The organism is Micromonospora globosa, from assembly GCF_000717585.1.
Classification (GTDB): Bacteria; Actinomycetota; Actinomycetes; order Mycobacteriales; family Micromonosporaceae; genus Micromonospora; species Micromonospora aurantiaca.
This window is the reverse complement of sequence record NZ_JNZR01000027.1, coordinates 34935-53318: the sequence shown is the minus strand read 5'-3', so window position 1 is coordinate 53318 and position 18384 is coordinate 34935. Positions and strand designations below refer to the sequence as shown.

The 18384-nt window shown below is 72.4% G+C and carries 22 protein-coding genes and 3 tRNA genes; 15 read left to right on the top strand and 10 right to left on the bottom strand.

What is annotated here, in order from left to right:
- Window positions 1–47 precede the first annotated feature (47 nt).
- From IF06_RS0122765 to IF06_RS0122730, 8 genes are all read left to right on the top strand, one after another.
- Window positions 48–1202, top strand: coding sequence for a polyprenyl synthetase family protein (locus IF06_RS0122765; protein WP_013283451.1), 1155 nt, complete (start codon window positions 48–50; stop codon window positions 1200–1202).
- A 29-nt stretch (window positions 1203–1231) separates the two neighbouring features.
- Entirely contained in the window at window positions 1232–2713 is a 1482-nt protein-coding gene (gene crtI, locus IF06_RS0122760; protein WP_030273421.1) for a phytoene desaturase family protein, read from the top strand.
- A complete protein-coding gene (gene idi, locus IF06_RS0122755) occupies window positions 2710–3303 on the top strand; it encodes an isopentenyl-diphosphate Delta-isomerase (RefSeq protein WP_013283449.1) in 594 nt (197 codons plus the stop codon). The genes crtI and idi overlap by 4 nt, the downstream gene beginning before the upstream one ends.
- Window positions 3293–4240, top strand: a complete 948-nt coding sequence (locus tag IF06_RS0122750) for a MerR family transcriptional regulator (RefSeq protein WP_013283448.1) — start codon at window positions 3293–3295, stop codon at window positions 4238–4240. The genes idi and IF06_RS0122750 overlap by 11 nt, the downstream gene beginning before the upstream one ends.
- A gap of 76 nt (window positions 4241–4316) precedes the next feature.
- Window positions 4317–5105 (top strand): polysaccharide deacetylase family protein, encoded by a 789-nt coding sequence (locus tag IF06_RS0122745; RefSeq protein ID WP_030273420.1) that lies wholly within the window; start codon window positions 4317–4319, stop codon window positions 5103–5105.
- 143 nt (window positions 5106–5248) lie between these two features.
- Window positions 5249–5321, top strand: a tRNA-Glu gene (locus IF06_RS0122740).
- A gap of 33 nt (window positions 5322–5354) precedes the next feature.
- Window positions 5355–5428 (top strand) — tRNA-Asp (locus tag IF06_RS0122735).
- Between the two features lie 76 nt (window positions 5429–5504).
- Window positions 5505–5578: transfer RNA gene (locus IF06_RS0122730), tRNA-Phe, on the top strand.
- 96 nt (window positions 5579–5674) lie between these two features.
- Here the strand turns inward: IF06_RS0122730 and IF06_RS0122725 are convergent.
- Complete coding sequence (locus IF06_RS0122725; protein WP_013283446.1) at window positions 5675–6202, bottom strand: hypothetical protein; 528 nt, start codon at window positions 6200–6202, stop codon at window positions 5675–5677.
- Window positions 6203–6404: 202 nt separating this feature from the next.
- On the opposite strand from IF06_RS0122725, the gene IF06_RS0122720 reads away from it, so the two are divergent.
- On the top strand, window positions 6405–7325 hold the full coding sequence (locus IF06_RS0122720; RefSeq protein ID WP_232236750.1) for a TolB family protein: 921 nt from the start codon (window positions 6405–6407) through the stop codon (window positions 7323–7325).
- Window positions 7326–7389: 64 nt separating this feature from the next.
- Here IF06_RS0122720 and IF06_RS0122715 read toward each other — a convergent pair whose 3' ends face one another.
- Window positions 7390–7827: an ArsI/CadI family heavy metal resistance metalloenzyme gene (locus IF06_RS0122715; RefSeq protein WP_013283444.1), complete on the bottom strand. Its 438-nt coding sequence runs from the start codon at window positions 7825–7827 to the stop codon at window positions 7390–7392.
- Between the two features lie 180 nt (window positions 7828–8007).
- Between IF06_RS0122715 and IF06_RS0122710 the strand changes: the two genes are divergently transcribed.
- Window positions 8008–8760, top strand: coding sequence for a hypothetical protein (locus IF06_RS0122710; RefSeq protein WP_013283443.1), 753 nt, complete (start codon window positions 8008–8010; stop codon window positions 8758–8760).
- On the top strand, window positions 8757–9137 hold the full coding sequence (locus IF06_RS0122705) for a winged helix-turn-helix domain-containing protein (RefSeq protein ID WP_013283442.1): 381 nt from the start codon (window positions 8757–8759) through the stop codon (window positions 9135–9137). The genes IF06_RS0122710 and IF06_RS0122705 overlap by 4 nt, the downstream gene beginning before the upstream one ends.
- Window positions 9138–9194: 57 nt before the next feature.
- Here the strand turns inward: IF06_RS0122705 and IF06_RS0122700 are convergent, their stop codons facing one another.
- Window positions 9195–10025: a hypothetical protein gene (locus IF06_RS0122700; protein WP_030273419.1), complete on the bottom strand. Its 831-nt coding sequence runs from the start codon at window positions 10023–10025 to the stop codon at window positions 9195–9197.
- 258 nt (window positions 10026–10283) lie between these two features.
- Here IF06_RS0122700 and IF06_RS0122695 point away from each other — a divergent pair, with 258 nt between their 5' ends.
- A complete protein-coding gene (locus IF06_RS0122695; protein ID WP_030273417.1) occupies window positions 10284–10799 on the top strand; it encodes an SRPBCC family protein in 516 nt (171 codons plus the stop codon).
- A gap of 25 nt (window positions 10800–10824) precedes the next feature.
- On the opposite strand, the gene IF06_RS0122690 is transcribed toward IF06_RS0122695, so the two are convergent.
- Together IF06_RS0122690 and IF06_RS0122685 are read right to left on the bottom strand one after the other, a co-directional pair.
- On the bottom strand, window positions 10825–11529 hold the full coding sequence (locus tag IF06_RS0122690) for a DUF2786 domain-containing protein (protein ID WP_013283439.1): 705 nt from the start codon (window positions 11527–11529) through the stop codon (window positions 10825–10827).
- 45 nt (window positions 11530–11574) lie between these two features.
- A complete protein-coding gene (locus IF06_RS0122685) occupies window positions 11575–11964 on the bottom strand; it encodes a hypothetical protein (RefSeq protein WP_013283438.1) in 390 nt (129 codons plus the stop codon).
- 166 nt (window positions 11965–12130) lie between these two features.
- Here IF06_RS0122685 and IF06_RS0122680 point away from each other — a divergent pair, with 166 nt between their 5' ends.
- Window positions 12131–13468: an ABC transporter substrate-binding protein gene (locus tag IF06_RS0122680; RefSeq protein ID WP_013283437.1), complete on the top strand. Its 1338-nt coding sequence runs from the start codon at window positions 12131–12133 to the stop codon at window positions 13466–13468.
- A gap of 63 nt (window positions 13469–13531) precedes the next feature.
- Here IF06_RS0122680 and IF06_RS0122675 read toward each other — a convergent pair whose 3' ends face one another.
- Complete coding sequence (locus tag IF06_RS0122675; protein ID WP_013283436.1) at window positions 13532–14275, bottom strand: enoyl-CoA hydratase/isomerase family protein; 744 nt, start codon at window positions 14273–14275, stop codon at window positions 13532–13534.
- Window positions 14276–14327: 52 nt separating this feature from the next.
- Window positions 14328–15185 (bottom strand): 3-hydroxyacyl-CoA dehydrogenase family protein, encoded by an 858-nt coding sequence (locus IF06_RS0122670; RefSeq protein ID WP_013283435.1) that lies wholly within the window; start codon window positions 15183–15185, stop codon window positions 14328–14330.
- Between the two features lie 162 nt (window positions 15186–15347).
- On the opposite strand from IF06_RS0122670, the gene IF06_RS0122665 reads away from it, so the two are divergent.
- Window positions 15348–15635: a hypothetical protein gene (locus IF06_RS0122665; protein WP_013283434.1), complete on the top strand. Its 288-nt coding sequence runs from the start codon at window positions 15348–15350 to the stop codon at window positions 15633–15635.
- A 53-nt stretch (window positions 15636–15688) separates the two neighbouring features.
- Here the strand turns inward: IF06_RS0122665 and IF06_RS0122660 are convergent, their stop codons facing one another.
- On the bottom strand, window positions 15689–16468 hold the full coding sequence (locus IF06_RS0122660; RefSeq protein ID WP_013283433.1) for a class I SAM-dependent methyltransferase: 780 nt from the start codon (window positions 16466–16468) through the stop codon (window positions 15689–15691).
- 55 nt (window positions 16469–16523) lie between these two features.
- Here IF06_RS0122660 and IF06_RS0122655 point away from each other — a divergent pair, with 55 nt between their 5' ends.
- Window positions 16524–16916: a PPOX class F420-dependent oxidoreductase gene (locus tag IF06_RS0122655; protein ID WP_013283432.1), complete on the top strand. Its 393-nt coding sequence runs from the start codon at window positions 16524–16526 to the stop codon at window positions 16914–16916.
- 71 nt (window positions 16917–16987) lie between these two features.
- Here the strand turns inward: IF06_RS0122655 and IF06_RS0122650 are convergent, their stop codons facing one another.
- Window positions 16988–17197: a BldC family transcriptional regulator gene (locus IF06_RS0122650; RefSeq protein WP_007073996.1), complete on the bottom strand. Its 210-nt coding sequence runs from the start codon at window positions 17195–17197 to the stop codon at window positions 16988–16990.
- A gap of 256 nt (window positions 17198–17453) precedes the next feature.
- Window positions 17454–18293 (bottom strand): hypothetical protein, encoded by an 840-nt coding sequence (locus IF06_RS0122645; RefSeq protein ID WP_013283431.1) that lies wholly within the window; start codon window positions 18291–18293, stop codon window positions 17454–17456.
- Window positions 18294–18384: the final 91 nt, after the last annotated feature.

The following is an 18384-nucleotide window of genomic DNA, read 5'->3' as shown; positions in this document are numbered from 1 at the left end:
GACGCAGCAATCGACGCAACTCGTAACCCTAGGGTACGCTCGCCCACATGGCCAACGACGCAGTTGCGGGTAATGCGCTCCGCGTCGCGCCGGCTCAGCCCGGGGCGACGGACGATCCGGTCCGCGGCGTACTGGCCGCGTTCACGAAAGACCTGATCAAAGGGGTCGATGAGACGCTCGCGGCGTTCCTGGCCGCGGAAGTCGAATCGCTCACCGAGATCGACGCAGCGATGGGTGGTTTCGCGACCACGGCACGCGACTGCGTGCTGGCCGGCGGCAAGCGGGTCCGCCCCACGTTCGCGTACTGGGGATGGCGGGGTGTGGTCGGCGGGGAGGAACCGCTGTGCTCGGTGCTCCCGGCCCTGTCCGCGCTGGAGTTGCTGCACACGTTCGCGCTGGTGCACGACGACGTGATGGACGCGTCCGACACCAGGCGAGGGCTGCCCACCGCGCACCGGGCCGCCGCCGCCCGGCACCGGGCCGCCGGACACACCGGCGACCCCGACCGGTACGGCGAAGCCGTCGCCGTCCTGATCGGTGACCTCTGCATGGTCTGGGCCGACCGGCTGATGGCGCACGCGGCGGTCCCGGCGGAGCGGCTGCTCGACGTGCGCCGCTGCTACGACCAGATGCGGGTGGAGACGGTCGCCGGGCAGTTCCTGGACGTGCTCGGCGAGAACGACTCGGCGAGCTGGACCGTCGACCGGGCGCTGCGGGTGGCCCGGTACAAGACCGCCAGCTACACCGTCCAGCGTCCGCTGCTGTTCGGCGCCTGTCTGGCGGGCGCTGACGCGGACGACCCGCTCATCGCCGCGTACACCCGGTACGGGCTGGCCGTCGGCGAGGCGTTCCAGCTCCGCGACGACCTGCTGGGCGTCTACGGCGACCCGGAGACCACCGGCAAGCCGGCCGGGGACGACCTGCGTACCGGCAAGCCGACCGCCCTGCTGATGCTGGCCCGGCAGCTCGCCGACCCGGCGCAGCGCCGGGTCCTGGAGCGGGCCGGCTCGGTCACCTCGGCAACTGAGGTGGACCGGCTGGCCGACGTGGTCCGGGACACCGGGGCCACGGCCCGGGTGGAGCGGATGATCTCCGACCGGGTGACCGAGGCGCTCGCCGCGCTCGGCACCGCACCGATCGACGAGACCGCGCGCACCGCGCTGACCGGCCTCGCCACCGCCGCCACGGCGCGGCGGGCATGATGAGCAACTTCGTGAGCAAGGGGGCCGGAATGCGTACCGTCAAGGGACGGACCGACCGGGTGGTCGTGGTCGGCGCCGGGCTGGGTGGGCTGGCCTGCGCGCTGCACCTGGCCGGCAGCGGCCGGCAGGTGACAGTGCTGGAACGCGAGCCGGTGCCGGGCGGGCGCGCCGGGCGGCTCAGCGTCGACGGGTACGAGTTCGACACCGGCCCGACAGTCCTCACCATGCCCGACCTGATCGCCGAGGCGCTCGGCGCGGTGGGCGAGGAGCTGACCGACTGGCTCGACCTGACCCCGCTCGACCCGGCGTACCGCGCCTACTACCCGGACGGGTCGACGCTCGACGTCATCACCGACACCACCCGGATGGCCGCCGAGATCGCCCGCGTCTGCGGCCCCCGGGAGGCCGACGGCTACCTGCGTTTCGTCGAGTACGCCCGCAACCTGTGGCAGTGGGAACGGGCCGACTTCATCGAGCGCAACCTGGACGCGCCGACCGACCTGCTCACCGGCAACCTGCTGAAGCTGTTCGCCAGCGGCGCCTTCCGGCGGCTCCAGACGAAGATCAACCAGTTCTTCCGCGACCCGCGTACCCAGCGGATCTTCTCCTTCCAGGCCATGTACGCGGGCCTGTCGCCGCACGACGCGCTGGCGATCTACGCGGTCATCGCGTACCTCGACTCGGTGGCCGGGGTCTGCTTCCCGCGCGGCGGCATCCACGCGGTCTCGCGTGGGATGGCCGGCGCGGCCGAGAAGCACGGCGTGCAGATCCGCTACGGCACCACGGTGACCCGGGTGGAGACCGCCAACGGCCGCGCCACCGGCGTCGTCACCGCCGACGGCGACTTCATCCCCGCCGACACGGTCGTGCTCAACCCGGACCTGCCGGTCGCCTACCAGGACCTGCTGCCGCCCAGCCGGCAGCGCAAGCTCACCTACTCGCCGTCCTGCGTGGTGCTGCACATCGGTTCGACGCAGGGCTATGGCAAGATCGCCCACCACAACATCCACTTCGGGCGGTCCTGGAAGGGCACGTTCGACGAGGTGATCCGCCGAGGCGAGCTGATGACCGACCCGTCGCTGCTGGTGACGAACCCGAGCCGCACCGACCCGTCGGTGGCGCCGGCCGGCAGGCACACCTACTACGTGCTGGCCCCGGTGCCGAACCTGGAACGGGCGCCGTTCGACTGGACGGGCGACCTCACGCAGCGGTACGCCGACCAGCTCGTCACCACTCTTGAGGAGCGCGGCTACGTCGGCTTCGGCGACGGCATCGAGGTGATGCGGGCCGTCACCCCGGCCGACTGGGCGGCGCAGGGCATGGCCGCCGGCACCCCGTTCGCCGCCTCGCACAGCCTCTTCCAGACCGGCCCGTTCCGCCCCTCCAACCTGCACCGGACGCTGGAGAACGTGGTCTTCGTCGGCTCCGGCACCCAGCCGGGCGTGGGGGTGCCGATGGTGCTGATCAGCGGCAAGATCGCCGCGGCCCGGATCACCGGGGCGATGTCGTGAGCGAGCGGGAGACCCACCTGGTCGAGCTGGTCGACGACGACGGGCTGGTGATCGGCGAGACCACGGTGGCGACCGCCCACCAGCCACCCGGGCGGCTGCACCGCGCCTTCTCGGTGCTCCTCGTCGATCCCGACGGGCGGGTGCTGTTGCAGCAGCGGGCCGCGGTCAAGACGCGGTTCCCGCTGCGCTGGGCGAACTCCTGCTGCGGACACCCGCTGCCCGGTCAGTCGCTGACCGAGGCCGCCAACCGGCGGCTCGCCGAGGAACTCGGCGTCGACGCGGTCGACCTCACCGAGGTGGGCGTCTACCTCTACTACGCCGAGGACCCGGCGACCGGACGGGTCGAGTTCGAGTACGACCACGTGCTGCGCGCCGACGTACCCGCCGACCTGGTCACGCGGCCCGACCCGGACGAGGTGGCCGACCTGCGCTGGGTCGACCCCGGCGCGGTGGTGGCCGACCTGGACGCCCACCCCCGCGAGTACGCGCCGTGGCTCGGCGGCGTGGTCAACCGGCTGCTGCACCCCACCGACGCGTCCCGGCCGGGCGTACCGGCCACCGAGGCACCGGAGCGGTCGGGTGGCCGATGAGGCGCTGAGCGCGGGGGCCGTCGCACGCCGACTGGGCGTGGCGGTCACCACGCTGCGTACCTGGCACCAGCGCTACGGTCTCGGCCCCAGCGAGCACGTACCGGGCCACCACCGGCGGTACACGCCGGCCGACCTCGCCCGCCTGGAGATCATGCGCCGGCTGACCACCGAGGGGGTCGCGCCCGCCGAGGCCGCCCGCTGGGCCCGGCAGGCGCCGGCCGTGCTGCCTCCGGAGCGGCTCGGCCTCAAGGCACGGGCCTCGACGGTACGCGACGGCGGCGGCACCACCATCCCGGTCGGCCGGGCCGGGCCGGCGGCGCGCGGGCTGGCCCGTGCCGCCATGCGACTGGACTCGGTGACCATCGGCCGGACCATCGCCGACGCACTGGCCGCCGACGGGGTGGTGGCGACCTGGGAGGGGCTGCTGCGGCCGGTGCTCGCCGGCATCGGGGAGCGGCACGCCGCCACCTCCGCGCTGATCGAGGTGGAACACCTCATGTCCCGGTGCGTCTCCGAGGCGTTCGCCACAGTGGCGCGGACGTACCCGATGACCGGTCCGCCCCGGATCCTGCTCTCCTGCGCCGACGAGGAGCAGCATTCGCTGCCGCTGGAGGCACTCGCCGCCGCGCTGGCCGAGGTCGGTGTGAGTTACCGCATGCTCGGTGCCCGCGTACCGGTGCCGGCCCTGGTCGAGGCCGTCAACCGGACCGGTCCGGCGGCCGTGGTGCTCTGGTCGCACATCCGCGCCACAGCCGACCCGTGCCAGCTCACCGCGCTGCTGGCGGTGCCACGCCGGCCGCTGCTGGTGCTCGCCGCCGGGCCCGGCTGGCGGGCCGACTCGCTGCCGGCCGGGGTGGTCCGGCCGGTGGACCTGGCCGAGGCGTTGTCGCTGGCCGTGGCGGTACGGGACTCGCTGGACCAGTCGACGACAAGCTGAGCCCCTCTCCCGTTCCGGGTCGGCGTCCACTACGGTCGGAAAGTCCGTCTGACCCCGACCCCTCCGGGAGCGACGAATGCGTCCACGCGCCCTGTCGGCGCTCGCCCTGGGCCTGGTGCTTCTCGTCACCGGCTGCGGCGAAGCCGGCAAGTCACCCGAGAAGGCCGCCGCACCGCCGTCGGCCTCGGCGTCGCCGTCCCCGACGCCGGTGACGAAGCCCTCACCGACCCACACCACCCCCGCGAAGCCCAAGCTGCGCCCGCTGCCGAAGAAACTGCCGGCGGGCCTGCACCGGGCCAGCGGGAGCAACGGGGTGGCGCTCACCTTCGACGACGGGCCGGATCCCCGCTACACCCCGCAGATCCTGGCCCAGCTCCGGGCGGCCCACGTGAAGGCCACCTTCTGCGTCGTCGGCAAGCAGGCCAAGCGCTACCCGGAACTGGTGGCCCGGATCGTCCGGGAGGGGCACCAGCTCTGCAATCACAGCTGGCACCACGACGTGAACCTGGGCCGGCGCTCCGCCGCCGAGATCCGATCCGACCTGGAACGGACGAACGAGGCCATCCACGCCGCCGCGCCCAAGGCGCCGATCACCTGGTTCCGCCAGCCCGGTGGCCGCTGGACGGCCGAGGAGGTCACGATCGCCAAGCAGATGGGCCTGCGCCCGCTGCACTGGAGCGTGGATCCGCAGGACTGGGACCACCCACCGGCGAAGACGATCATCAAGCGGGTGAAGGGCGCCACCCGGCACGGCTCGGTCGTGCTGATGCACGACGCGGGGGGCGACCGGGCCCAGACGATGGCCGCCTGCCGGCACCTAATCCCGGACCTGAAGCGGCGGTACGGCATCGCCCTGCCGCGCTGACCTGCGGTTTTGCCCGGCTCCACGGCCGTGCCCATACCGGTTTTGTCGTCCGCGCAGGCATGACATATGCTTCTCCTGCCTCCGGCGGGGCCGGATGGGAGCAAGTCCGCTTGAAGTTGCGAGTGTGCAATGATGGCGGGGCCGCCCTCATCGTCTAGCGGCCCAGGACGCCGCCCTTTCAAGGCGGTAGCACGGGTTCGAATCCCGTTGGGGGCACGGTCCGGCTCGCGCCGGATGCAACACCAGCCAGGTCCTGTGGAGCAGTTGGAGTGCTCGCCGCCCTGTCAAGGCGGAGGTCGCGGGTTCAAGTCCCGTCAGGACCGCAAGCGCTGACGCCGCGCAGCTCGATGCGCGGCGTTCTGCGTATCGGCCCGTGCGGTAGCATGTGCCGAGCACCACGGCCAGGTAGCTCAGTTGGTACGAGCGTCCGACTGAAAATCGGAAGGTCGGCGGTTCGACCCCGCCCCTGGCCACATAGCCTTTCGCCGGGCTACAGGAGCGCCGACCAGCGGGAACGCAGGTCGGCGTTCTGCTTTGTGCGCTAGAAGCCTGCCTGTCCGGTCTGCCCGTTACCTTTTTGCTTCGATCCGGCGCCGTCGCATGGACACAGCGACCAGTCCGGCGGCGAGAACTGTCAGCACGGCACCGCCCACGAGCCACAGACGGCCCGGCACCTGTGCAGGTGCCGGTAAGGCCGTGACGAGCGTCGGGGCGGCTGCGGGCGCGGACGGTGTGGTCTGCACCTGCGCAGGTGCGGCGGTGATTCCCGCGCACAGCCCGGTGACGCCGTCGCGGGAGTTCACGCGGTACCGGGTGCCGGTGCGGAAGTCGTAGCCGCAGCTCTCCTCCTGGCGGCCCACCCTCAGCCGGAGCGTGGCCCCTGCCCGGAGGCTGCCCTTCTCGACCGATTCCACCGCGAGCTGGACCCCGGTGTCCGTCACCTCGGTGATCGTGCCGACGACGATGAGGTCGGCACGCTCGTCCGCGCCGGTGCGCGCGCAACTGCACGCCCAGGCCGGCTCCGCCGGTGAGGCGACCACGACGAGGCCGAGGCTGAGGGCGGTCAGGGCGAGCAGAATCGCGGCGCGCAGCTTCACACCGATACCGACGCTCGGACGGCCCCTGTGGTTCCATCGGCCGGGTGCATCGCGACGGAGGCACCGCGGCGTGGAGCGGGCACTCGCGCGACGCGTCCCGCGTCTACGGTGAGCGGGCCCGCCGAGTGGCGGACAGGATGCCACCGGAAGGCCACGTGTGCGTGCGCTGCGTACGGCTCTGACGCCGGTCCTCGTACTGGCCGTGATCCTGCTCGGCGGGTGTGGCCGGGTCTCGGGGCTCCTGGACCGAGTCTCCCTGTTCCATCCGGTCTGGGCCGCCGACGGCTGGGTCTACTACCTGCGGGAGGTGACCTCGACCTCGGGCTCGGGAGTAGCCGAGGTGTGGCGGCAGCGACCCGATGGGAGCGCCGAGGAACCCGTTCTCAAGCGCGCGCCAGCGGTATCCACCTGCGAAGCGGGCTTGTTCAGCTTCCTGTTCGCCGGCCCCGGCGGCGACCTCGGGGTGGCCCTCGAATGCGGCTGGGACGAAACCGAGCTGCTCAGCTACTCGCCCGCCGACAGGACGTTCGAGCCTCTGGCGTCGACGCGTTTCCTCGCCGAAGCCGCACTCGTGAACCGTGGCGGCGGGGGATATGTGGAGGCGCCCCGGGAGTGCGGTCCGGGGGGAGTCCAGTTGCTCGCCGACGGGAAGGCGTACGAGTTCGGCTCTCCGGTGACGGTGGGCGGAGTGACCTTCAACCTGAGCGGCGGTGACACGGATTGCGAGTCGACGGTGCTGGCGCGGTCGCCTGCGGCGCTGGGTGAACGGCTGTTCTTCATCACCGCACCCGACTCCCTCGGCAGGTTGCCGCTGCCGCCCGAGGTGAGTCCGGACGATCTCACCTGGCACCTGACGGAGTGGGCCGTCGGATCGGCCACAGCCAGGTTCATCACGGAGCTTCCCGGCCTCGCCGACCTGGCGGTGTCGCCGGACGGCCGGTCGGTGATCGCCGCCGTCGCGTCGGACCACGTGGGCGGGGTCTGGTCGGTCGACGTCCGCACCGGGAAGAAGACGAGGATCGCCGGCGGCGCCCGCGCCTACCACCCGAGCTTCTCGCCGGACGGGAAGCGGTTCGTCTACGTCGAAAAGCTCGAACGGCTGAAATTCGCCGAGGCACGGTAGCCGCCGGCGCACGAAAGAGGTCCCCACCGGCGTGCAGGCCGGTGGGGACCTCGTGGCATCCGGCTCAGACAGCGGCGGGCTGCTCCGCCGCGTCCGAGGCGCAACAGGCGCTCTCGGTCGCCTTCGCCAGCTGCGGCGAGTCGGCCTTGACCGTGTAGACCTCCCACGGCTCGTCGCCGGGGCCGCGTACCCAGACCTTGTCCTGGAGCGCGTAGCAGCACTCGGTGTCGTTCTCCTCCAGCGTGATCAGGCCGGACTCGGTGAGGCGGTTGGTCGCGGCGTTGACCTCCTCGGTGGTGGACACCTCGACCCCGAGGTGGTCCATCACCGTCGGCAGGCCGGGCTCACCTTCGAGGAGTACGAGCTTCAGCGGCGGGTTCTCCACCGCGAAGTTGGCGTAGCCGGGGCGGCGCTTGGCCGGCTCGACGCCGAACAGCTTGCTGTAGAAGGCCACGGAGCCTTCGAGGTCGGACACGCGCAGGGCGAGCTGGACGCGGGACATGGGAACCCCCTGTCTAGATGTTTATCGAAGCAGTCTCCACCCTGCCTCTTGATTCGAAGTCTGTCAACCTAGAGAAATGTCGAAACAGGCGCGGATGTTCGAGACCCTCGACCTCTTGCGCGAATAGGTTTGCGCTGCAAACCTATTTGGGTCACAGCGCTACGGCTGCCGGGAGGAACCATGCCGTCCGAGTCACCCCGCGAGGACGATGCCCAGGAACTGCTCGCCTCGATGACCACCCTCCGCCGGCAGGCGCGGGCGGCCCGTCAGGCGTACTGGCTTCCGCTCCTGCTCTTCGGGGTGCTCATCGCGGCGGCCGCGCCGCTGTACGTGGAGTCGGCGGAGCCACCCGCGCTGCGCGCCGGGTCCGACGGTCCTGTCCTGACCGGTCTCGGCGGCGGCTTCCTGGAGAAGTCGACCGCTCTGGGCTGGTACTGGCTGGCCGCGCTCGTCGGCGGCTACCTGGCCGGCCTGGCCTGGTACCGCTGGCACGGCCGGCGAGCGGGCGTTCAGACCCCGACCCGTGCGTACGTCATCGCCGGCATCGCGGGCACACTCGTCGGCCTCACCCTTCCGGTCGTCCTGGAGTTCCTGCTGTTCAACACCAGCGCACCCGTGTCGGGCGGCACCAGTTGGCTGACCGGTCCGCTGCTCGGCCTCGCCAACCGGGGCATGCTGCCGCACCTCGTGATCGCCGTGGGCCTGGCGGTCCTCGCCCACCTCGAACGCAGCCGTAGCCTGTGGGTCGTGGTCGGGCTCTACACCGTCGTGCTCGTCGCCGTGAACGCCTGGTTCCAGGTCTCCGACCTGCAACCGGGTGATCTGACCCGGTTCAGCTTCATGCTTGCGGCAATGCTCCCGGCACCGGTCCTGCTGATCGGCGGGGGTCTGACGCTCGCCGCCGCGAAGAAGCAGCACAATGGGTACGCGTGAGCACCGTGGACGACCCTCGCGCGGGCGGGCCATTCCCGACGAACGGTCTCGACGACACGGTCCACCAACGGCACCGGCTCGGCATCCTGACCATCGCCGCCGAAGGCGAGCGGGTGGAGGTGGCCTATCTCCGGGAGGCCCTCGAACTCACCGCGGGCAACCTGTCCCGGCACCTCACCGTGCTGGAGGAGGCACGCCTGATCCAGGTGGAGAAGGGTTACCACGGCCGTCGTCCGCGGACGTGGATCCGGATCACCAGGGAGGGACGTCAGGCCCTGCAGTCCGAGATCGCCGCCCTCCAGGAACTCCTCCGCCGCCACCAGCAGGCCGCACAGCCCTCCACCTCGGCCGGTCCGGACGACTTCCCACCCGCGTGACGCCCTCCCCGGTCACCCGATCCCGGACGGACGGGCGGCGGGACCGGCGGCGGGCGGTCAGGTCTCTGGGGGGCGGCGGTTCTGGGTGGGGCTGCCCTGGATCGCCTCCCAGACGCTCCGGCCGGCCTGCCGGAGTGCCTGTCCGGCCTGTCCCGCCAACTGTGCCGCCTCGGCGGCGGCGCTCGCCGGCTGGCCGGCCCCGCCCGGGCGCTCCGAACCGCGCTTCTTCTCGGTGGGACGTTCCGCCGACGGGCCCGCACCGGCGCCCTGCCCCGATCCGGCGGCACGCTCGGACTCCGTCCTCCCCTCCCGCCCGGCACCTGGCGGTGGCGGCTTCGGCCGATCGCCACCGGCCGACGGTGGTGGCTCCGTCCGCGCCGGGCGCCGGGGCGGCTCGGGTGCCTCGATCGGGCCGGACACCGCCGGAGCGGTGCGCTCGACCACCTCGCCGGCCGCGGCCACCGTACGACCGGTCTGGTCCACCACCGGCGCGGCGAGCCGGTGCACGTCGTCCAGGGTGACACCGGCCGAGCGGGCCAGCGCGTCGATCAGCTGCGGGTTCCGGTCGATCGTGGTCAGCGCCCGGTCCAGGATCTGCACCAGCTTCTCCAGCCGTACCTTGAGCAGCGCCTCGGCGCTCACCCCGGTGATGTCCAGCTCGACGCCCTCCAGGTGCACCCGGACTCCGGCGTCGAGCTGGAGCAGGTTGGCCAGCCGGGCGCGCAGCGACAGGTCGGCGTCGAGCCCGTCCACCGCGAGCCGGATCTCGTCGACTGTCAGCTCAGGCACGTCGAGCAGGACGTCCGGCTCCGACTCGGGACCGGCCGGCGAGCCGGTCAGTTCGTCACCGGGGTCCGGCACTGGTTCGGTGGCTCGGCTGTCGGTCATGCTCCCCGCTCTCCCATCGGTCCGATCGGCCGCGGTTACCCGCTTTCCGGTACGGCATCCGTCGCCCACCCCCACCTCGCGGATGCCCGCCCTGACCTCCCGGAAGCCCCGCCGGGGCACCTCCCGGAAGCGCCGTCGCGCCTTGCGCAGAGCGCCTGTCCCACCACTCAGCGCTGTCGGGAACCGGTGTTCCCGGTGTCCGGAAGCGGGCGGAACGGAAGCTGCACACCGAGACATGAGCCGGTATGGTCCGGACCTATGGGACAGGAGATGGCCGATCCGGATGAGGTCCGGCAGGAATCCGACCGCTTCTCCCTCCGCAGCAGCCTGCTCGTCCCGGCATCCGCCGAGCGGGCGTACGCCGTCTTCACCGGCGCGCTCGCCGACTGGTGGGTGCGCGAATACACCTGGTCCGGCCCGGAGGCGCTCGCCGCGATCGGCATCGAGCCGCGGGCCGGCGGCATGCTCTACGAGATCGGCCCGTACGGCTTCCGCAACGACTGGGGCCGCGTGCTGACCTGGGATCCGCCCCGGCGCCTGGTGTTCACCTGGCAGATCGGCCCGGACCGGGTGCCGGTGCCGGATCCGGCGCGGGCCAGCGAGGTGGAGGTCCTGTTCCACGCCGACGGTCCGGAGCGGACCCGGGTGGACGTCGAGCACCGCTACTTCGACCGGCACGGCACGGCGGCCGAGGGCTACCGCGAGGCGCTCACCGCGGGCTGGCACGAACTGCTCTGCCGCTACCTGGCGACCGTCGCCCGCACCAGCGCCTGACCCGCACCGACCGGACAGCAGCCCGTCAGCCGGCGATACCGGGCGCCGCGCCGGTCCCGGCCACGCCGGTGCCACCGAGGTCGGCCCGGCGGCCGGCGTCCGCGCCGGAACCGAAGCCACCGCCCGCCAGCCGCCGTCGCGGGGCGGTGCGCAACCGGGGGTACGCCTCGGCGACCCGGCGCTGGACCCGATCGGAGCGGTCGGCGAGCACCAGAGCCGTGGAGGTTCCACCCGACTCCGCCACCGCCTTGCTCTCGGCCGCGCGCAGTCGTTCCGCGACGACGTACGCGAACCCGGCCAGCCAGGTACGCCGGAACGCCGCCGGGTGCTCCCCGGCCGGTACGACAGCACCGGCGAGCCCGTGCGCGGCCTGCACCAGCAGCGAGGTGAACAGCAGCTCGACCCGTTCCAGGTCGCTGGCGAAGCCGAACAGGTGCATGACGAAGCCGTTGCCCTGCCGGCGGCGTACGCATCGGCACCGCAGCGGTTCGGCGACCGCCGCGAGCAGGCCGGCCTTGTCCCGGGCGTACGGCGCGACCACGTCGACGGTCCGGTCACCGACCGGGTCGGCGGCCGGGTCGCGGGCGGCGAGCAGCGCCCGGTCGACGCCGTAGCGGGCGATCAGCTCGGTGGCCTTGGCCATGAAGGCGGCCGACTCGGCGGGCGTGCAGGCCGGGTCCTCGGCCTGGGCGAGCAGCTTGCGCACCTTGCTGAGCATCGCCTCGGACATGCACCCAGAGCTACCACAGCCGAGGGGCCGGGCCGCGCGCCGGGCTCAGTCCGACCGGCTGCGCAGCGTGGCGATGGTCGACCCGGCGAGCGTGAGCAGGCAGTCGGGCAGCAGCCCGTCGGCGGCCGCCGCCCCGAACAGCGCCTCGCCGGTGTCCGCGTCGTCGTTGGCGCACGCGCTGACGAAACGGGCCACCCAGCGGGTGTCGTAGTCGGCCTGGTCGATGCCGGGGAAGTCGAGGGCGGCGCCGCCGCCCGGGGTGTCGTCGCCGAGCATGGTGGCGGCGAGGCACCACGCCACTCCGTACGCCCCGGCGAGGCCGGAGCGGTCCACCACCGCGTCGAACGTGCCCACCACGCCGGCGCCGTCACCGGCGAGGGCGGAACGGAGCACGGCGGTCGCGTCGTCGAGCGTCTGCTGTGCTTCGTCGTTCACCCGCGGAACAGTATCGCCGGGGGTCAAGCCGTGACCCGGAAACGGCTCGTCGACCACGCAGAGTGATACCCGCAGTCGGGGTGCCGACGGAGCCGACTCCACAGTCCCGCATGCCGCGCGAGCACGCTAAGGTGCGCAGCGGACCTTCGCCGGAGGAAGGACGACCATGCTGAGAACACGCACGTCGCGCGCGGCCCTGTCCATGGCCTGCGCGGCGCTTCTGCTCGCCACGAGCGCCTGCGGGAGCGACGAGCCGGAGGAAACGCCTGCCACCCAGGTACGCCTCTACGGCACCGACGGCAACATGCTCAATTCGTACGCCGCGGAACTCAAGGACCGCGCGGACCTGGTGAACGGGATGAAGGGCACCACGCCCCTCACTCCGCTTGCCGAGAGCTTCAAGGAGCGACTACTCGCCGTAGACCCGAAGCTGGGTGACTTCCTCTACTCCGCCGAGTCGTACGACGCGGTGGTGATCAGCGCGCTGGCCGCCCAGCTCGCCGGCACCACCGCTCCGGCCGAGATCGCCAAGCAGATCGTCGGGGTGACCACCGGCGGTGAACGCTGCGACGACGTGACGGCCTGCCTCCAGCTCGCCCGCGCGGGCCGGGACATCGAGTACCGGGGCGTGTCGCTGACCCGCGCCGGGTTCACCGACACCGGCGAGCCGGCCACCGCGAGCTACGGCACCATGCACTTCGACAACCAGAAGATCGACGACAGCAAGACCGAGTTCGTCGGCGCCGGTGAGGAGTCGGGGGCGAGCACGAAGGCCCCGCCGCGTGGGCGCAAGCCGCGCGACGGCAAGGCGAAGGACGCCCCGCTGGTCCTCGGCGGGCTGCTGCCGAAGACCGGTGACCTGGCGCTGGCGAACCCGCCGCTGGCGGCCGGCGCGGCGCTCGCGATCCGTGAGGTCAACGCCGCAGGTGGTGTGCTCGGCGAGCCGGTGAAGTGGATCGAGGGCGACGACGGCACCAACCCGGAGGTCGCCAAGGCCACCGTCGCCTCGCACGTCAGCAAGGGCGTCCAGGTCATCATCGGCGCGGGCGGCTCCGGCATCTCCCGGGCCGTACTGCCGGACGTGGTGGCCGCCGGCCGGATCCTGTTCTCCCCGTCGAACACCGACGCGGGGCTGAGCGCTGTGGACGACAAGGGCCTCTACTTCCGTACCGCGCCGCCGGACAGCCTCCAGGGCCGCGCGCTGGCCGACGTGATGCTCCGGGACGGGCCGCGCAAGATCGCGATCCTGGCCCGTAAGGACTCGTACGGCGAGGGCCTCCAGGAGAACGTCCGCTCGGAGCTGGAGAAGGCCGGGATCGGCGCGGACCGGATCAAGCTGCTGACCTACGAGCCGCCGGCCGACCCGAAGACGCCTGTCGACTTCAGCGGCACCGCCAAGGAGATCAAGGCGTTCGGCCCGGAGGCGCTGCTGCTCATCGGCTTCGCCGAGTCCGCGCCGGCGATCACCGCGCTGGACGACGCGGGAGTCGACATCAAGCACTGACGCGTACCGACGCGAAGGGCCGCACCGGGGAGACCGGTGCGGCCCTCGTCGTCTCTCCCGGGCTCAGCGGGCCCGGCGCCGGTCCAGGAACTCGGTCATCCGCCGGTGTTTCTCCTCGTCCTCGAAGAGCACCGCCTGGCTCAGCAGGTCCAGCTGCGGGTGCGCGGCCGCCGGGGCGTCCACCGCCATCTTGGTCAGCCGCAGCGCCAGCGCGGAGCCCTTCGCCATCTCGTCGAGCAGGCCGTGCGCGGTGGGCAGCAGCTCCGCCGGGTCGGCCACCACCCGGTTCACCAGCCCGATCCGCAGCGCCTCCTCGGCGTCCACCCGCCGGCCGGTGAACAGCAGCTCCTTGGCCCGGGCCTCACCGATCAGCGCCGGCAGCCGGTAGGTCGCGCCCGCGCCGGCCAGGATGCCCAGCCGCACCTCGGGCTGGCCGAACACCGCTCGGTCCGTGCACACCCGGAGATCGCAGGCGTACGCCAGCTCGGCGCCGCCGCCCAGCGCCGGCCCGTCGACTGCGGCCACGGTGGGCATCGGCAGCGCCCGGATGCGGGCGAAGACGCCCTGGTTGATGGCGGCCAGCGCGTCCAGCCGGCCACGCTCCCGGAGCTGGGCGATGTCGGCGCCCCCGGCGAAGATGCCCGCCGTCCCGCCGGTGAGCAGCAGCAGCCGGGGACGCGCCTCCAGGTCGGCGCAGACCGCATGCAGCTCACCCACCAGGTCGGCGTCGATGGCGTTGCGCTTCTCCGGCCGGTCCAGCGTGACCACGAGCCGGTCCGGCAGCTCCTCGATCCGCAGCCCGCTCACTGTGCCGGCCTGTCGTTCGCGACTGCGGGGCTCGCAAGCTCACTCCTCGCGCTCACTGCTTCACGCCGTCCTTCCACGTGTAGAAGCCCCGCCCCGACTTCTTGCCCAGCTTCCCGGCGGCCACCATCTCGACGAGCAGCGGCGGCGGCGCGAAGCGGTCCCCGTACGCGGCCTGGAGCGTGCGCGCGATGTCGAGCCGCACGTCCAGGCCGACCAGGTCGGTCAGCTCCAGCGGGCCGATCGGGTGCCGGTAGCCGAGCACCATCGCCTTGTCGATGTCGGCCGGGCTCGCCACCCCGTCGGCCACCATCCGGATCGCCTCCAGGCCGAGCGTGACGCCCAGCCGGGAGGTGGCGAAGCCGGGCATGTCGCGTACGACGACGGGGTCCTTGCCGAGCCGGGCGGCGAGCGCGACGGCCGCCTCGGTCGTCTCCGGCGCGGTGGCCGGGCCGACCACGACCTCGAGCAGCGCCATCGCCCACACCGGATTGAAGAAGTGCAACCCGACGAAGTCGGCGGGGCGGTCCAGCCCGGCGGCCAGTTCGGCGATCGGGATGCTGGAGGTGTTGCTGCCCAGCAGCGCCGGCCGGCGGCTCTCCGCCTCGCGCAGGACGGCACGCTTGAGGTCGAGCCGCTCGGGCACCGCCTCCACGATCACGTCGGCGCCCTCGGCCACCTCGGCGAGCCCGGCCCGGAGCGTGACGCGCTCACGGTTGGCGGTGGCGGCCTCCTCGGTCAGCTTGCCGCGCTGCACGCCCCGGTCCCACAGCTCGCCGAGCCGGCGCAGGGCCTCGGCGCCCCGGGCGGGGTCGACCTCGACCAGTTCGACCGCGTACCCGGCGCCGGCCGCCACGTACGCGATGCCGAGGCCCATGGTGCCGGCCCCGACGACCACAAAACGACCACTCATCGACGTCCCCTCGCCGCGGCGGGGGCGCGCGGGGTCTCCGCCGCCGGGCCCGTCCGCTCGCTCGTTCCTGCATGCGACCCTATGCATGGCCGGGCCGCCGGGATGCGTGGGGGCGGAGCGGACGGGGTAAGGACGGCCCTCAACGCCGAAGGAAGGAACGAGATGAGCCAGGCACCGGAGAGCGCGGAGAGCACCGAGACGGTCGAGACCCGCGGCGACGAGCGGGTGGACCTGCTCCGTGCGGACACCAACAACGACGGCAAGACCGACGTGTGGGTGGTGGACACCGACGGCGACGGCAAGGCCGACCTGTTCCAGTTCGACACCGACGGTGACGGCAAGGTGGACATCACCATGGTGGACATCGACGAGGACGGCACGCCGGACGAGGTGGTCGACGGCGACGGCGGGCTGCCCCCGGAGCAGACCACCCCCACCGTCCAGGTCTGAGCACGTAAGGAAGGGCCCCTTCTTAACGCCTAGGCGCTTGAAAGGGGCCCTTCCTAACGCCGCAGCTCCAAGGTGGCGAGGTAGTAGGGGTGGTCGGTGTCGTCCACGTCGGTCAGTCGCCACTGTGAGCCGTGGACCAGCTCGGCGAACTCCTCGGGCGAGCAGACCAGGTAGTCGAACCAGTCGGTGCCGAGCAGCCGGTAGCGCAGCCGCAGCCGTAGTTGCCCGCCGATCCGGCCCCGCCGGCGGTTGCGCTCGTGGTAGGCGGTGTGCACCGGGTCGGTGGTCCCGTACGGGTCGGTGCCGTGGGCGATCACCCGGGCGCCGGGACGGGCCAGCGCGGCGAGCGCCGCGAGCATCGCCGGGGCGCGTTCCCGCCCTTCGAACAGTCCCAGGTTGTTGCCGAGCAGCAGGAACGTGTCGTACCGGCGGCCGTCGGCGGCGTGCTCGTCGACTGTGCCGTGCACCAGGTCGCGTACGCCCCGGTGCCGGCTGACCCGCAGCGCCCCGAGCGAGGTGTCCAGTCCGGTGACCGGTACGCCCCGGTCCTGGAGGTGCAGCGCGATCCGGCCGGCGCCGACGCCGACGTCGAGCACGTGTCCGCGTACCCGGTCCACGGCCCGGTGGTCGTGCGGCTGCCACCGCTGCGGCGGGTCCAGGTAGTGCTCGGCGGGCGCGCCGTTGACCAGCCCGTCGTCGCGCTCGATGATCTCGATGACCGGGCGGGGCAGGCGACCGCCGGCCATCGGGCGCGGTCCGATCCCGGTGGCGACCGCGTACGCGTCGCGGATCATCTCGCCGAACACGTCGCCGATCTCGGGTTCCCCGGTCATGCCCGCAACGCTATCCGGGGGTCGGCGGCGCCGTCGCCGCCGTATCCTTGGCGGCGTGACCGACCTGGACCGCCTGGCGGCGGAGAAGTACGTCCTGCTCACCACGTTCCGCAAGGACGGCCGGGCGGTGCCGACTCCGGTGTGGGCGGTACGCGACGGCGACGGGCTGGCGGTGTGGACGGTGGCCGACTCCGGCAAGGTGAAGCGCATCCGGCGCGACGGCCGGGTGACGGTGGCCCCGTGCGACGTGCGCGGCCGGCCGCACGGCGAGGCGGTGCCGGGTCACGCGACGATCGCCGACCCGGAGAGCACGAACCGGGTCCGAGGGCTGCTCAAGCGGAAGTACCGGCTGATCGGACGGCTGAGCCTGTTGGGCAGCCGACTGCGCCGGGGTGAGCGCGGCACTGTGGGGCTGCGGATCGTGCTGGACGGCCCGGGGCGCGACTGAGCCCGGACACGATCAAGGGCGGCGCCGCGACGGCACCGCCCTTGATCGGAACGCCGGAGAACGCCGGTTCGTCAGTCTCCCTGGCGCTGCTGGGGGATCTGCCCCTGCAGCAGGGCCCGAACCTCCGACTCGCGGTAGCGGCGATGGCCGCCCAGGGTCCGGATGGCACTGAGCTTGCCAGCCTTGGCCCACCGGGTCACCGTCTTCGGGTCGACACGGAACATCGACGCCACCTCGGCCGGTGTGAGTAGCGGCTCAGGTTCGTGCGTTCGCGATGCCATCGGGGTCACTCCTCCACATGTATAGACATCGGCCGGGGTCCCGCCGGCCGACGCGTCTCCCATGGTCCGGCTAGTCCCCGATGTCCGACATGGGCCGAACGGCTGAAGGTCCCTAGACGGACGGATGAAGCATGCCCGATTTTTACGACTTTTATGCCGCAGAAACTACCTTATTCGGACTCATGATCACGGTTCGTGACGCATCAACTACGAGACACTCTCGTGTCCAAGGCCACTTAGCAGGGCAAACCGGGCGTCAGTTGCACCGTTCGAGCAGCTGCACCGCGCGCCAGCGGGCGACCAGCTTGTCGTACGCGGCGGACGCCTCCTCGGCCTCGCCCCGACCCAGTCCGGACAGTCCGGTGGCCACCAGCTCGGTCGAGTCGTCGGCTTCGAGCGTCTCGTCCGGCAGCAGTTGCACCAGGCCGCCGTAGTCCAGCTCGACCACCGAGCGCGGGTGGAACTCCTCCAGCCACCGGGCCGCCTCCTCGACCGCCTCGGTGATGGGCGCCTCGCCGATCGACTTGCGCAGCACCGACAGCGCCCGGGACGCCCGGCGGCGCGCCTTGGAGATCTCGGTGCGGTAGCGCAGCGCCCGCCGCTCCGGCTCGGTGACCAGGTGCCGCTCGCCGGCCTCGAACAGCACGAACCAGCGCAGGGGCACGCCCCAGGTGGCGATCTGCTCGTGCACCCGGGGCACCCCGTGCTCCAGCACCCGGGCGCCGCTGCGCCAGTCCTCCACCACGGCCTTGGCCTGCCCGGCGAGCACGGGCGGCACGAACGCGTCGGCCAGCACCGAGGGCACGCCGTCGCGGGCGCTCAGCGCCGCCTCGGCGACCCGGATACGCAGGTTCCAGGGGCAGACCAGCAGCGCGTCGTCGGACTCCAGGACGTACGCCTCGTCGGGCAGGTCGGGCAGCCGGGTCCAGCCGGCGCCGAGCGCCTCGATCACCGCCGTCCGCTGCCGTACCGGTCCCTCCAGCGGGGCGATCGCGCGGCCCTCGCTGACGTACCGGCGCCAGTACGACTGCCGGTCCCGGTCGAAGGCGGTCAGCGGCTCGTACACGCGCAGGTATGAAGCGAAGAGCGACGGCACGGCGCGATCCTCCCACGAGACGGGACCGCCCGTCGCCGCCCTCGGGCCCGTGGCGTGACATGCGCGACAGTACGGTTCGGGCCGATATTAG

Excerpts from the sequence above, each read along its gene's own strand:
- IF06_RS0122765 (WP_013283451.1), top strand. The coding sequence starts at position 48 with ATGGCCAACGACGCAGTTGCGGGTAATGCGCTCCGCGTCGCGCCGGCT.
- crtI (WP_030273421.1), top strand. The coding sequence starts at position 1,232 with ATGCGTACCGTCAAGGGACGGACCGACCGGGTGGTCGTGGTCGGCGCC.
- IF06_RS0122745 (WP_030273420.1), top strand. The coding sequence starts at position 4,317 with ATGCGTCCACGCGCCCTGTCGGCGCTCGCCCTGGGCCTGGTGCTTCTC.
- IF06_RS0122715 (WP_013283444.1), bottom strand. The coding sequence starts at position 7,827 with ATGTCCCGCGTCCAGCTCGCCCTGCGCGTGTCCGACCTCGAAGGCTCC.
- IF06_RS0122710 (WP_013283443.1), top strand. The coding sequence starts at position 8,008 with ATGCCGTCCGAGTCACCCCGCGAGGACGATGCCCAGGAACTGCTCGCC.
- IF06_RS0122700 (WP_030273419.1), bottom strand. The coding sequence starts at position 10,025 with ATGACCGACAGCCGAGCCACCGAACCAGTGCCGGACCCCGGTGACGAA.
- IF06_RS0122695 (WP_030273417.1), top strand. The coding sequence starts at position 10,284 with ATGGGACAGGAGATGGCCGATCCGGATGAGGTCCGGCAGGAATCCGAC.
- IF06_RS0122690 (WP_013283439.1), bottom strand. The coding sequence starts at position 11,529 with ATGTCCGAGGCGATGCTCAGCAAGGTGCGCAAGCTGCTCGCCCAGGCC.
- IF06_RS0122680 (WP_013283437.1), top strand. The coding sequence starts at position 12,131 with ATGCTGAGAACACGCACGTCGCGCGCGGCCCTGTCCATGGCCTGCGCG.
- IF06_RS0122670 (WP_013283435.1), bottom strand. The coding sequence starts at position 15,185 with ATGAGTGGTCGTTTTGTGGTCGTCGGGGCCGGCACCATGGGCCTCGGC.
- IF06_RS0122665 (WP_013283434.1), top strand. The coding sequence starts at position 15,348 with ATGAGCCAGGCACCGGAGAGCGCGGAGAGCACCGAGACGGTCGAGACC.
- IF06_RS0122660 (WP_013283433.1), bottom strand. The coding sequence starts at position 16,468 with ATGACCGGGGAACCCGAGATCGGCGACGTGTTCGGCGAGATGATCCGC.
- IF06_RS0122650 (WP_007073996.1), bottom strand. The coding sequence starts at position 17,197 with ATGGCATCGCGAACGCACGAACCTGAGCCGCTACTCACACCGGCCGAG.